Raw genomic sequence first — 12943 nt, forward strand, 5'->3', positions numbered from 1 at the left:
ATTTTTCCGTTAAGCTCCGTAACTTTCTGGTCTTGGTTATCCCTCCGATTCTGACTATGATGAAGGCAGATCAAGAATAAAGCGCTTTCTTAAGAGGGAGGCCAGTAAGCAGGAGGAACAAGATGAGCATACACTTGGGAGCAAATCAGGGAGAAATCGCGGAACGTGTGCTGCTGCCCGGCGATCCGCTACGGGCGAAGTTTGTGGCAGAGCACTTTTTGGAGGAGGTATATTGTTACAACGAAGTGAGAGGCATGTACGGGTACACCGGCCTTTATAAAGGCGTTCCCGTTTCTGTCCAAGGTACGGGAATGGGCAACCCGACCATGAGCATATATGCGACGGAGCTGATTCAGGATTACGGAGTCAAAAAGCTGATCCGCATTGGTACTTGCGGCGCCATGCAAAAAGAGCTTCAGGTCCGCGACATCGTACTGGCCCAAGCCGTATCCTCAGACAGCAATCTGATGGAAAAAATATTTCATGGCTGCAATTACGCGCCAACCGCCGATTACGGCATGTTAAGCAAAGCGCATCAACTGGCTCGGGAGAAACAGGTGAATGTCTTTGTCGGCAACATCTATAACTCCGATGAATTCTATAGGGAAACGTTGGACCGTCTTCATAAATTCATGGATTTCGGCGTGCTCGCAGTCGAGATGGAAAGTGCCGCCTTGTACACGCTGGCTGCGAAATACGGCGTCAGGGCCCTGTCCATATTGACGGTAGGCAGCCATCTGCTGACCAATGAACGCTCGTCCCATCAAGACAGCGAGAAGTCCTTCCACGACATGGTCGAAATCGCGCTCCATACCATCTTGGCGGACGAATAGTCTGCTACAGGATTGCTTGAAAACAAACTATGCTCTAGGGGGAAAAATCAATGGGAATCAAACGCGGATTTAAATATGATTTTTCGTTGTTGGCCATTTTGTTGATCCCGATCGGGATCGCAATCAACTTTGTCGGGGCGCAAATCATTCTGCTGCTCAAGCTGCCGATTTACCTGAACACCATCGGGACGATTCTGACGGCCATGATTGCCGGTCCTTGGGTCGGTATGATTACGGGGGCCAGCACCAATCTTGTTGTCGGCATAACGAACCCGGTCTCGTTCGCATTTACGCCTGTACAAATGGCCGTCGGTCTGGTGGTCGGGCTCCTCTCGATGAGAGGCATGTATACGAAGCTGTGGAAAGTGATCTTGTCTTCATTCGCTGTCGTACTGACGGTTCTGATCGTGGCCTCTCCGATCCAGGTGCTGATGTTCGGCGGAGCGACCGGCAACTCTTCGGATGCCGTAGTTGCTACATTCCTGGCCTCCGGTCAGCAGATCTGGACAGCGGTATTCTCAACCAAAATCCTGGTGGAAAGCGTCGACAAAATCATCAGCAACGTCATTGCCTTTGTCATCGTGATGAAGATGTCCCCAAGATACTTGTCCAAGCTCAATTACGGTTCAGCTTTTATCAAAAAGAAATGACGTATAGCTCGTAATGGATACGCTTTCATAAAGGAGGGGTTCTTGTGAATAACGAACGGTCCTTGTTGAGCCGTCTTTATCCAACAACCAAGTTTATGATTACCATCGCTTTATGTTTGGCCGCATTTATCGTGCCCGGCTACGGGTTCAGCTACGCTATTCTGCCGATTTGTATGGTGCTCGCCTACTTTGCCGGCAGCTTCAAGGAGTTTTCCAACCTGGCGATCAAGGCACTGCTGATGATTGTTGTGTTCATCTTTATCCTGCAGAGCTTCTTCTATCCTGGCAACGACATTCTGTGGAGCTGGAGCATCTTCTCCATCAAGCGGGAAGGACTTGAGTTTGCCCTGTTCCTGACATCCAAAATCGTGGCGGTGGCCTCGGCCTTCATTCTGTTCTTCCGCATCACCAGGGTCAAGGATTTAGTCCATTCCCTGGAACAGATCGGCCTGCCGTCCAAAGTAACCTATGTCATCTTGTCGACCTTGCAGCTCATTCCGGAGATGAAAAAGCTGACCCACGTCATCATGGATGCCCAAAAAACACGAGGCGTTGAAACCGAAGGCAAGCTGCTTGTCCGCATGAAGGCCTTCCTGCCCACCCTCAGTCCGCTCATTCTCGGATCCGTGGCCAGCACGGAGGAACGAGTACTGACGCTGGAGTCGAGAGCCTTCTCGGCCAATGTCAAAAAAAGCAGCATCTACAAACTGGAGAAAACAAAGCATGACCGGCTGATTCGAATGCTGCTGGTCGTACTGCTTTCTATCTTAATCGTCTGGAGAGTTGCGCTATGAGTATCATTACGATCAAGAATCTATCCTACCAATATCCGATCAGCGAGTCCGATGCACTCAAGAACGTGAATGTAACGATCGAAAGAGGCAAGCTATATGCGCTGATCGGGGCCAACGGAGGCGGAAAAACGACCCTGTGCAACGTCATCCGCGGATTTATCCCCCACTTCTATAAGGGAGATCTGCGCGGCGAGGTGCTGATCGAAGGCAAGGATATCCGCGAATGGGAAATGGGCGAGCTCTCCCAAAAAATCGGCTATGTGTTCCAGAATCCTTTTACACAGATCAGCGGCGTGAAGGATAACGTGTTTGAAGAGATTGCCTTCGGCCTGGAAAATCTGGGCATGGAGCCCGGACTTATCCGGGAGAAGGTGGATCAGGTCATCAAGATGCTCGAGATCGATTATTTGCGGGAGAAAAACCCGTTCGAGCTCTCCGGCGGCCAGAAGCAGCGGGTTGCGCTCGCTTCCATCATCGTTATGGAGCCAGATGTGCTCGTTATTGACGAGCCGACCTCGCAGCTTGATCCGAAGGGAACGGAAGAAGTGTTCAAGATTATCGAGCTGATGAAGAAGAAGGGAAAAACCATTATTCTCGTCGAGCACAAAATCGAGCTGATTGCCGAATATGCCGACGATGTCATCCTGCTGAACGAGGGTGAAGTTACCATGCAAGGCAGCTCGAAGGAGATTCTCACCGATGAGCGCGCACTAGCATTCGGAGCCGCGCTTCCCCAATATTCGCTGTTCGGCCTGGACATGCGCAAACGGGGAATGGATCTTGGCAGCATCCCGTTAACCGAAAAAGAAGCCATTGATGCCGTGAAGACATGGATGAAGAAGGGGGTTAACGCATGAGCTTTCTGACGTTGACGAATGTTTCCTTTGCCTACCCAAACGGCTACAAAGCGGTGGACGGCGTCAACATGTCCTTCCGAAAGGGCGAATCCGTTGCCATTGTCGGCCAGAACGGGGCGGGTAAAACGACCACCGTCAAGATGATGAACGGGCTGCTCAAGCCCTCCGAGGGGAATGTCGTCATCGACGGCTGGAACACGCGGGATTATACCACCGCCCAAATATCAAGAAAGGTCGGCTATGTATTCCAGAACCCGGACGACCAGATCTTTCATAACGACGTGTACAGCGAGATTGAATTCGGTCCCCGCAAGCTGGGCCTACCGGAAGAACAGGTCAAAGCAAACGTCATGAAAGCGGCGGAGCTGGCAGGCGTCGTCCCGTTTCTTAAGGACAATCCGTACAATTTGCCCTACTCCATGCGTAAATTCGTAACGATTGCCTCCGTTATTGCGATGGATTCCAGCGTCATCATTCTGGATGAGCCGACGGCAGGCCAGGATCTTCCGGCTATGGCGCGGCTCGCCCATCTGATTGAGGCATTAAACCAGGAAGGTAAAACCATCATTACGATCACGCATGATATGGAATTTGTCGTGAACAACTTCCAGCGGGTCATCGTCATGGCGAACCGTCAGGTCATTGCGGATGACGACAAGCGGGCCATCTTCTGGAATCTGGATGTGCTGGAGCAGGCGATGCTGAAGCAGCCGCATATCAGCAGGCTCAGCCACTCCCTGGATATCGGCCATAACATCCTGGCAATACCAGAGCTTGCGGACGAGCTTGCCAAGCATAAGTGAGGGAATAAGGGAGTGACAACGATATGGAGCAGGAGCAGGTGAAACACATCCTCTTGGATGTGGATACCGGCGTGGATGATGCCCTGGCGCTCATCTTTGCCGTGAAGTCCAATAAGCTGCATATAGAAGGCATTACAACGGTATTCGGCAACGTAGATGTGAAGCAGGCGACGGAGAATACGCTCCGAGTGCTGCAGCTGGCGCAGCCCCGCTACGAAATTCCCGTTGCCATGGGAGCGGATACCCCTTTGTTTCGCCCTCGCCGGGAGAACGTAACCGCCATTCATGGAGCAAACGGCCTGGCCGGATATGAACTGCCGCAGGCGCGCCAATCGCCGGTGAACGAGAGGGCATCCGATTTCATCGTGCGGAAGGTGCGGGAACAGGCGCATGACATTACGCTTGTATTCACCGGCAGGTTAACCAATTTAGCGGTGGCGCTCGCCAAGGACCCGTCGATCGCGCAGAAAGCCAAGCTGGTGCTGATGGGAGGCGCCATCAAGGTGCCGGGCAATATAACGCCCGTATCCGAAGCCAACATCCACGGCGACCCCGAAGCGGCGCATCGGGTGTTCGAGTCCGGTATTCCAATTACGATGGTGGGCCTGGACGTGACCGGAAAGGCCAAGTTCGGCGAAGCTCATTTTCAACAGCTCATGAACGGTTTTACGGATGAACAGGCAGAGCTAAGAGCTTTCATGCAGCATATATTCACCTTCAGCTTTGAAGCAAGCGACCGCTTGAACGAGGGCAGATACCGGCTGATGCATGATCCACTGGCGCTGGCTGTCGTCGAGGATGCTTCCCTGGTGGAGATGGAGGATTATTACGTCTATATCGAGACAAAAGGACAGGTATCTTCCGGCGCAACGCTGGTCGACTTCAGACGCCCGCAGTCACGGACCAATGCCTCCGTCTGCATGCAGGTCCGTGATGAGGCATTCCTGCAGCATTATATCCAAACGGTGTTATCGTAACCGTCAGAGGAAGGAGCATGATTGATGCATCGAATCGTTTTGGATGTGGATACGGGCGTTGACGACGCGCTGGCGATTGCCTACGCTGTCCGGTCTTCGGCTCTCGATATCCTTGGAATAACGACCTGTTTTGGAAACGTACCGGTAGAGCATGCGACACGCAATACGCTTCATGTGCTGGAGCGACTTGGCGCGGCCGGAATTCCTGTCGCCATGGGGGAAGCCGCCCCCTTGTTCCATCCCTCGATGAAGTCGTATCCCGTCCAGTTTCATGGCGAGAATGGTCTCGGCAACCTGGCATTCCCCGATCCGGCAGCCAAGCCGGTCTCAACGTCCGCCGCGGCCTTTATAGTGGATCAGATCCGGCGATATCCGAAGCAGGTAACGCTGATCTGCGTCGGCCCGTTGACCAATCTGGCCGCAGCCATTCTGCAGGCGCCGGAGATATCGTCGCTGGTACGTCAGATTATCGTGATGGGCGGAGCCGTGGGCGTCGCGGGCAACCGCCGGATGCATGCGGAAGCGAATGTATATTCCGACCCGGAGGCGGCCCAGCTCGTCTTCCAATCGGGAGCTCCGATTACGCTGGTCGGACTGGATGTGACTATGCAGACCGAACTCAGTCTGGAGGATATTCAGCGCTGGAGAGACCTGGATTCGGACCTGACCCGCTTCTTGGCCGACATGACTTCCTACTATATTGGAGGCTACCGGGAAGCCTATGGCGACCGGACCGGCTGTGCCCTGCATGATCCACTGGCGGTAGCCGTGGCGATCGACCCGAGCCTCATCGAGGTTCAGCCGATGGTGCTCCAGGTCGATCTGGAAGGCATCCACTCCTATGGCAGAACCATAGCCGATCTGCGTCCGCGTTGTACCGACCAGCCGAATGTTAACGTATGTATCGGTGTCGACGCCAAGCGGTTTCAGGAGCATTTTATGGAGACATTAATGAGTTAAGCTGCAGCATAAGGAGCGGACGCCGGGTGCGTCCGCTCCTTTTTTATGTTTCCCTCCCTGCTCTCTCCTCCCACTTCTCCCTCAACCCTCTCAAATCCTCGACAAAGAACCTTAGCAAATTGGGCCTTCTTCTTACCGCCAGCGGATGATAGGTAAAGCTAATCGGGATGCCCTGGAACTCATGCCAGCCCCCCCGCAGCTCCTTGACGGTGGCGTTCTCCTTCTGCGGGAATAATCCTTCGACTACGACATTCCCAAAGCCTAATATTACGAGCGGCTGCTTCTGAAGGAGCTGCGACTGCAAATGCGGAAGGCATGCGGCTCGAGTTGCAGGCTTATCGTAAGCACGGGTTGGCCGACGTTTCAGCAAATAGGTGACGTAAACCGAGTGGATATCGATACCCGCTTCCTTCATGCCGAGTTGGAGGGTTTCCCGGGTCCCGCACAAGAAGGGATTTCCTTCCCGGTCCTCCCTGGCTCCCGGATTATCCAGGATCAGCATCAGCGAGCCTTGCGGATTGCCTTCCCCCCAGATCACGCGATTCCGCTGTTTGCACAATTCGCAGCGCTCACAATGCGTATCGGTACAATCAGACAAAAACTCGAGGCATATCATGGCAGACCCGTTGTTGATGACGCGCGTCATCCAAAATATCGTTCAAAATATCCTTCGTTATGCCAACAGTCAAACTGTGATCAGTTACCAGGATGAGGGCAATGATCTAATACTTAGCGTTACAAACGATATCAAACCCGACAGCAAAGTCGCCATTGAGAAGGTATTTACGCGTTTCTATACCGAGGTCGCCAGCAGAACGAACACGGAATCCAGCGGGATCGGCCTTTATCTGTCTAAACAGTTAGTTGAGAAGATGAACGGGAAAATGGATGCAGCGTTGCAGGACGGCTGGTTTATTCTTAATGTCCGTCTTCCTATTCATCGAAGTCAAATCTAATACTTCAACACTTTCCCCTATTCGCGTTCATTTGCCCCCATCCCATTCCCTAATCCGGCAAGTTCCCTGACCGTGTCCCTACCTCATAAGAAGGAAGAACATGATCATACATGAGATGCAGCGTCATCCCGGTCGCCGCATGATCCAGGTTATGGCAGTGGTCCATCCACATGCCCGGATTATCCGCGATAAAGGCGACCTCATACGATTCGCCTGGCAAGACATTTAATGTATCAGTCAGCCATGGCGTGGCCACCTTCTTGCCGTTCTTCTTCAACACCGTCATATGATGCCCGTGCAGATGCATCGGATGCTCGCCCAAGCTTTTATTTACGAACGTTGTTTTGACCCTGTCGCCTTCTTTGACGACGAACGTCGGAACCCGGGGGTACACCTCCCCATTGATCGTCCACAGAAAATGAAACCTGCCGTTGTAAAATCCCATTTCGTTGCCGAGGATCATATGAAATTCCCGATCGAATGGGCTTGCTGCCGTAACATCGTTCACAACCGGCCTGCCATAATTGGAAGGGTCAAACTCAGTCGTTTCCGCCTGGAAGATGGGTTTCTCCGGTACGCTTTCGCCATAAAAAACGACTCCCGGGTTGCTCTCGTTCTTGGCATCGCCGAGTTTAAGGAAGACCGGACGATCCGGCATCGTAAAGACCACGTCGTATCGGCCGCCAGCCGCGAGCCGAAATGTCGTTCCATCGGAGAGGGGCTGCGGGTCTTGGATCCGCATGCCATCAATGCTGGCGATTCGGAACCCTGTTCCCTGCAGCAGACATTTTTCCGAGAGATTATGGGCATTGATGATTCGCAGTTTCACGTTTTTCCCTGGCTTCACCTGCTTCCACTGGAACTGGTCGTGGTACCCGAATGCTTTCTGATACCCTTGATCGGTCTCCCATCGATGGTTAATCAAGATGACCTCTTCATCAATGACATCGGTTTCCTGTTTCGGCTCAACGATCAGGGTGCCGAACAACCCCTTCACCACTTGCTCCGCCGCTTGCTGATGTGAGTGAAACCAATAGGTCCCTTCCTGCTCGGCCCGAAACTTGTAGATGTACGATTCTCCGGGTTTGACGATGTTTTGCGTCATCCCCGGGACACCGTCCATCGCATTCGGCACGTTATAGCCATGCCAATGAATAGTGACTCCGCGATCGATATCTTGATTGACCAGCTTCACTTCAATCATTTCGCCTTGCTTCACCCTAAGCTCGGGAGCGATCTCACCGTTATACGTCCAGGCATCAACGACGGCACCGGAAGCAAGCGTCACCGTCTTCCGCTGCGCCACCAGCTCGAATGTCCGATCGGCGGGCTGCGAAATATCGCCTGTCAGAGAAGCTACTTCGACTTGACTTGGATCGGCTGAATCGGTTGAATCGGACGGTGGATGAGCGTGATGCTGATGATGATTGGAGCTTCCCGACATCCGGGTAGGAGCGCCGCCTCCCTCGTCAATCCAGTCGTGATTCATCATATCGGAGGCTTCCGGCAGCTTGGAGACCTGCACTCCTACCAACACGTTGGATACGAGGATGGCGATGGCTACAATGATGGTGAGAATGCTTGCAAACACGAGTTTTAGCAGCCTAACGGCAAGCCCGCGCCGCAGCGGTATCCCCTTCTTCACCTTCATGTACCTTCGATTTGCAAACATCGCTGGCACAAGCAATAGGAGCGCAACCAGCAAGAAGCGATAACCGACCTGATACAGGCCGGGCAGAACCGGTTGGGCAAAGACCGTGCCGAAGGCGGAGATGCCGGATGCGAGCGCAGCCGCTAAAAAGGACAGCAATATGGAAGGATGGGCCGCGGCTTCAAGTGCTGCCGACGTTGGCGGTTCTCCGCCCGAAATCCGTAAGCTTTTTAACCGCGGGAGAATCGCTCCACCGATATACAACTGAGGAAGCAGCGTCAGCGGGACCAGCATCTTGACCGTCCCTTCGACAAACAACCAGCCGTCCTGGATAAGCTGCAGGGTGATCGTTCCGTACCAAGCAGTGCTTATTACAAGGGCGGTGCCAGCCACCCAGAGCAGGAATGTGCTTCTATGGTTTAAGCTTCGGCTGGTCTTAGCGTAGGGAAGGCCCGCAGCCGTTATCCCGGCAATTCCCCACAACAGGGTCATAGCGACCGTAAGCATGATGCTGGATATGGTTTCGAACATGGTGTCCACTCCTTGTCACCGGATGCTTCGCCAAGCTGCACTCCCGGTATCATTTTCTCGATGGATGATCGGATCTGTAACCCATGTCTCCATCGGTCAAACGTTATCTTTGATGGCTATATTACCAGCGAAATGTTGCGAACTTATGGTGAAGGTATTTACAGATTGTGGAGGCAGCCCATATTCTTGAAGTAGTAATCAAAATGGATAGGTCTGGGAGTGTGGGAATGGGAACCAAGGTGCTGATCGTTGAGGATGAAACGAAACTTGCGTCGCTCATGGAATCGTATCTTCAAGCTGAAGGATATGATTGCCTGACCGCGATGGACGGCAAAACCGCCCTGCAGCTGTACACGCAGCATAAACCGGATATCGTGATATTGGACTGGATGCTTCCGCAAATGAACGGGCTGGACACCTGCCGGCAGCTCAGACAGTCAGGGTCTCCCGGCATCATCATGGTGACGGCCAAGTCGGAGGAAACCGACAAAATCGTGGGTCTCGAGATGGGCGCGGACGATTATCTGACGAAGCCCTTCAGCTTAAGGGAGCTTTCCGCACGCATCCGCTCCTTATTGCGACGCATGCACCATCATGGGAATGACGGGGCCGGCAGTGTGCTGCGAAGAGGAGATCTGATGATAGACGAGGAGAGTCTGCAGGTGTTTAAAGGGGGGCAAGAGCTGCATCTCACACCAACCGAATTTAAGCTCTTGCACCTGCTAGCGTCAAAACCCGGGAGGGTGTACAGCCGCATGCAGCTGCTGCAGCATGCTTTTGAGGAGGAGTTTATCGTTGACGAACGGACGGTGGACTCTCATATCAGCAAGCTTCGGAAGAAGATTGAAAAGGGCTCCTCGTCCTCAGACTACATTCAAACGGTCTACGGCTTCGGCTACCGATTCGGAGCGGACCATGAACATTAGAACCAGGCTGACTCTGTCGATGGGCGTTTTGATCGTGTTTATTATGCTTGTTCTGCTTGCGGTGACACATGTGCAGTTTTATATCACCCGCGATTTGGCATATCTTGAGGAGAAGGAAGCTTTTGAATCCTTGAGGAAAGAGTTTGAACAATATTACCGGAGTAACGGGGATTCTTGGGAGAATCTTCGGAGCGCAAGATTTGAATCTGCTGCTCCCTTCGTCGAAATCGTGTTATCCGCGGAGGGGCAAATCTTGTATCAGCAAGGAGAACTAAGCTCAGATGAGCTTCGCAGTGACGGCTACATGCTAACGCTTGATCAGGGGGACCGGAGGATCGGCAGACTGTACGTGATGAACGAGCAGCAGTACAAGACCTATGAATTCAAAACCATGTGGTACAGCATGCTGCCCAATATCGGCATCGCTTCGCTGCTGTTCACCGGCATTGCCGCGCTGTTGACAATCCTGTTGTTGTCTTGGAGGCTGACAAGCCCGATACGGAAAATCATCAGCGGGATCGGGACCATCAAACAAGGAGGCGCACCCGCGGTCTTTCCCGAGCAGAGGAAGGATGAATTCGGCGCCATTTCCAGGGCCCTTCGCGAGATGAACGATTCGCTTGCGGAGGCGGAGCGCACCCGAAAGCAGCTGATGTCCGACGTCGCCCATGAATTGAAAACCCCGCTGATGATCATCCAAGGAGAATTGGAGCTGGCTCACGAGACAGGGGCCCCCATGACTGCCGACAAGCAAGCCTCGATCCTTGATGAAGTATTAAGGCTATCGCGTTTGGTTCACGATGTGCTGGATTTGTCCAGGCTTGAAGCCGGCATGACGGAGTTGCACCCTAAAGAGGAGGACCTGGTTGCGCTGCTGGAGGACTTACTGGCGAAAACCCGGTTTATGGCTGAGGATAAAGAAATCCACCTGTCCCTGCATGCCAAAGATGAGGCTATCCTCGTCTCGGTGGAGAAATTCCGTATTCTTCAGGCGCTGTACAACATCTTGACGAATGCCGTGTATTATACGAATGCCGGCGGACAAATCCGCATCCATGCGGAAACGGTACACCTTCCCGATCGACAGCAGCGCTATGCCCGAATCCGGGTTGAAGACAACGGAGCCGGCATCGCCAAGGAAGATTTGCCCCATATCTTCGACCGATTCTATCGGGCGGACCATTCCAGGGCTCGTCCCGGCGGTGGAACCGGGCTGGGACTTGCGATAGCGCAGAACAACATCCTTGCGCACCAAGGCTGGATTGAGGTGCAAAGCGTGGTCGGCGAGGGCTCAGTGTTTACGATCTATTTGCCGGTGTGACGTATGGAGTCAAGGAGGGGCCAGTTCCCTCCTCAATATGATATTTTCTCGGCTCGCTGCCGCCTTTTCGATCAATCCTTGTTGACTGTATGGTCCAAGGGATGATTATCCGAGAACAAATCCGGATTGTCCTTAAGCATGTCCGTAATGACATCCGCCACCGCGGCCGCATTGCATACCCGGACAACGGCATCGCCAAAATGCCCCTTATGCATCGCGCCCCGACTTTCCAGAACCTCATCGACTTTCCAGAAATGCTCCGACCACGATAACCCGCAATGTCTCCGGGAAGGCACCGGGATTTCCGTTCCATCCAGTAAAACCGAGTACAGCTTCTCATGGCCATCCGTTAACCTGCCTGGAATGTCCACCCACTCTTCGACTCCATGAATAAAAGTGTTGCGCTTTAAATCGACCCCAACTAGCAAGATGGTCGCCCTTCGGTCGAGCAGCTTCCCCCAGGCAGAATCTCTAGCGCATGGCGTATCGAAACGATGATCGTCGTTTGTGAACGCTTTGGCATCCTGACCTAATGCCGCCACGGAATGAGTAGGGTGCAGCGAACGCACCACACCAGGCCGTTTGCGAAAAAGCTCGGGTAAGATCCCGACACAAGAAGGTGACTGATCCACGTAAAATTTCGGATTATCCGCATTGATGTAAGACCACGTATGAGTAGGTAACACCAGCAGCCCATCTTTCATATAGGCTGTCAACGCATCCAGAACCGTGTCCGCGCCACCCTCGACCGGCCCCATACTCTTCATCGAAGAGTGGACCAACAACGTCCCTTTGCTGTCAATGCCCAGCTGTTCTAATTGCTTCTTTAAGCTCTCCATCGTGTGCATGTTCTTCTCCTCCCGTGCCAGGATATCAAAAACTGGCTGTCACTATTATTTTTCGATGATTTCCCAGTGCAGCTCGGCGGATGTATCGGTTAGTAATTGCTGAAGCGCGGATTCAACAAGCTCAAGGCTCACAATGTACTGCCGAGGAAACTCACAGGCTTGGCCGCCTACCGTAATGTCAACAAACTCGTCTTCTTCCTCCTGTGAGCCGAGAAGGTTGTGAATCGCCGTGCTTGTCTCCACCGTGACAATGAACTCGTGACTGCCGCCACCAATCATGATCATTGTATCCATATGCTGAATGCTGACCTGACTGCGTGTGAAGCCATCCATCTGCCGGATGACGTCCAGACACTTCTTCAGCGATGCTTGAGCATGTTCGACCGTGTGCGCCACAGCTCCTTGCCGCTGTTCCTCGTAAATGGTGATCACCGATCAACTCTCCTTTGGATAGGCTTTTTACGTAAGATACGTCCATGATATAGAGGGGGGGGAATATTTGCAATGTTTCTATGAATATTGGTTCTAAAGTTGCCAGCTTCGCCTCTTTGCGCCTAATCGGCTACAAATACTTTCTTCTCTACATCAGGGTAATCTGATCCGCTATGTATTCAGCGCTATGCTCGGTACCATCCTTAATCCACCACATAATAATTCCGAGAAGTGATGATGCCACAATATCAACGGAGGCAACCCCACTTGTGGAATTGAAATTGCCGGCGCCATTGATACTGCCGTCGTGATTACGATTTATACCGTGCAGGCAACAAGCCATGCAGCTGATATGATGCAGAACAATCCTACAACGACTGCTGAGCTCCTTAAATCCCTCACAT

14 protein-coding genes are annotated in these 12943 nt (G+C 52.8%); 10 read left to right on the top strand and 4 right to left on the bottom strand.

Going from position 1 to position 12943, the window contains the following annotated elements; translation table 11 throughout:
• The first annotated feature begins 122 nt into the window (after window positions 1–122).
• The 7 genes from deoD to ACQKPA_RS15315 are packed head-to-tail and all read left to right on the top strand — an operon-like array spanning window position 123 to window position 5874.
• Window positions 123–833, top strand: a complete 711-nt coding sequence (gene deoD / locus ACQKPA_RS15285) for a purine-nucleoside phosphorylase (RefSeq protein ID WP_427493470.1) — start codon at window positions 123–125, stop codon at window positions 831–833.
• A gap of 50 nt (window positions 834–883) precedes the next feature.
• On the top strand, window positions 884–1483 hold the full coding sequence (locus ACQKPA_RS15290) for an ECF transporter S component (protein WP_427493471.1): 600 nt from the start codon (window positions 884–886) through the stop codon (window positions 1481–1483).
• A gap of 44 nt (window positions 1484–1527) precedes the next feature.
• The gene (locus ACQKPA_RS15295; protein ID WP_427493472.1) at window positions 1528–2277 is read left to right on the top strand and encodes an energy-coupling factor transporter transmembrane component T; all 750 of its coding nucleotides are present in this window, start codon (window positions 1528–1530) and stop codon (window positions 2275–2277) included.
• Complete coding sequence (locus tag ACQKPA_RS15300) at window positions 2274–3134, top strand: energy-coupling factor ABC transporter ATP-binding protein (protein WP_427493473.1); 861 nt, start codon at window positions 2274–2276, stop codon at window positions 3132–3134. The genes ACQKPA_RS15295 and ACQKPA_RS15300 overlap by 4 nt, the downstream gene beginning before the upstream one ends.
• Entirely contained in the window at window positions 3131–3937 is an 807-nt protein-coding gene (locus ACQKPA_RS15305; RefSeq protein ID WP_427493474.1) for an energy-coupling factor ABC transporter ATP-binding protein, read from the top strand. The genes ACQKPA_RS15300 and ACQKPA_RS15305 overlap by 4 nt, the downstream gene beginning before the upstream one ends.
• A 23-nt stretch (window positions 3938–3960) precedes the next feature.
• On the top strand, window positions 3961–4914 hold the full coding sequence (locus ACQKPA_RS15310) for a nucleoside hydrolase (RefSeq protein ID WP_427493475.1): 954 nt from the start codon (window positions 3961–3963) through the stop codon (window positions 4912–4914).
• Window positions 4915–4938: 24 nt separating this feature from the next.
• Window positions 4939–5874 (top strand): nucleoside hydrolase, encoded by a 936-nt coding sequence (locus ACQKPA_RS15315; RefSeq protein ID WP_427493476.1) that lies wholly within the window; start codon window positions 4939–4941, stop codon window positions 5872–5874.
• A gap of 43 nt (window positions 5875–5917) precedes the next feature.
• On the opposite strand, the gene ACQKPA_RS15320 is transcribed toward ACQKPA_RS15315, so the two are convergent.
• Window positions 5918–6490, bottom strand: coding sequence for a uracil-DNA glycosylase (locus ACQKPA_RS15320; protein ID WP_427493477.1), 573 nt, complete (start codon window positions 6488–6490; stop codon window positions 5918–5920).
• On the opposite strand from ACQKPA_RS15320, the gene ACQKPA_RS15325 reads away from it, so the two are divergent.
• Window positions 6489–6830, top strand: coding sequence for an ATP-binding protein (locus tag ACQKPA_RS15325; RefSeq protein ID WP_427493478.1), 342 nt, complete (start codon window positions 6489–6491; stop codon window positions 6828–6830). The genes ACQKPA_RS15320 and ACQKPA_RS15325 overlap by 2 nt on opposite strands.
• 49 nt (window positions 6831–6879) lie before the next feature.
• On the opposite strand, the gene ACQKPA_RS15330 is transcribed toward ACQKPA_RS15325, so the two are convergent.
• On the bottom strand, window positions 6880–9012 hold the full coding sequence (locus ACQKPA_RS15330) for a multicopper oxidase family protein (RefSeq protein ID WP_427493479.1): 2133 nt from the start codon (window positions 9010–9012) through the stop codon (window positions 6880–6882).
• Window positions 9013–9239: 227 nt separating this feature from the next.
• On the opposite strand from ACQKPA_RS15330, the gene ACQKPA_RS15335 reads away from it, so the two are divergent.
• Window positions 9240–9938 carry a response regulator gene (locus ACQKPA_RS15335; RefSeq protein WP_427493480.1) on the top strand — a complete coding sequence of 233 codons (699 nt, stop codon included), beginning with the start codon at window positions 9240–9242 and terminating at the stop codon, window positions 9936–9938.
• Entirely contained in the window at window positions 9928–11259 is a 1332-nt protein-coding gene (locus ACQKPA_RS15340) for a sensor histidine kinase (RefSeq protein ID WP_427493481.1), read from the top strand. The genes ACQKPA_RS15335 and ACQKPA_RS15340 overlap by 11 nt, the downstream gene beginning before the upstream one ends.
• A gap of 71 nt (window positions 11260–11330) precedes the next feature.
• On the opposite strand, the gene ACQKPA_RS15345 is transcribed toward ACQKPA_RS15340, so the two are convergent.
• On the bottom strand, window positions 11331–12107 hold the full coding sequence (locus tag ACQKPA_RS15345) for an AAC(3) family N-acetyltransferase (RefSeq protein ID WP_427493482.1): 777 nt from the start codon (window positions 12105–12107) through the stop codon (window positions 11331–11333).
• A 45-nt stretch (window positions 12108–12152) separates the two neighbouring features.
• Window positions 12153–12539 (bottom strand): hypothetical protein, encoded by a 387-nt coding sequence (locus ACQKPA_RS15350; RefSeq protein WP_427493483.1) that lies wholly within the window; start codon window positions 12537–12539, stop codon window positions 12153–12155.
• Window positions 12540–12943: the final 404 nt, after the last annotated feature.

The sequence above is a fragment of the Paenibacillus sp. NPDC093718 genome (assembly GCF_050279985.1).
Lineage (GTDB): Bacteria > Bacillota > Bacilli > Paenibacillales > Paenibacillaceae > Paenibacillus_AQ.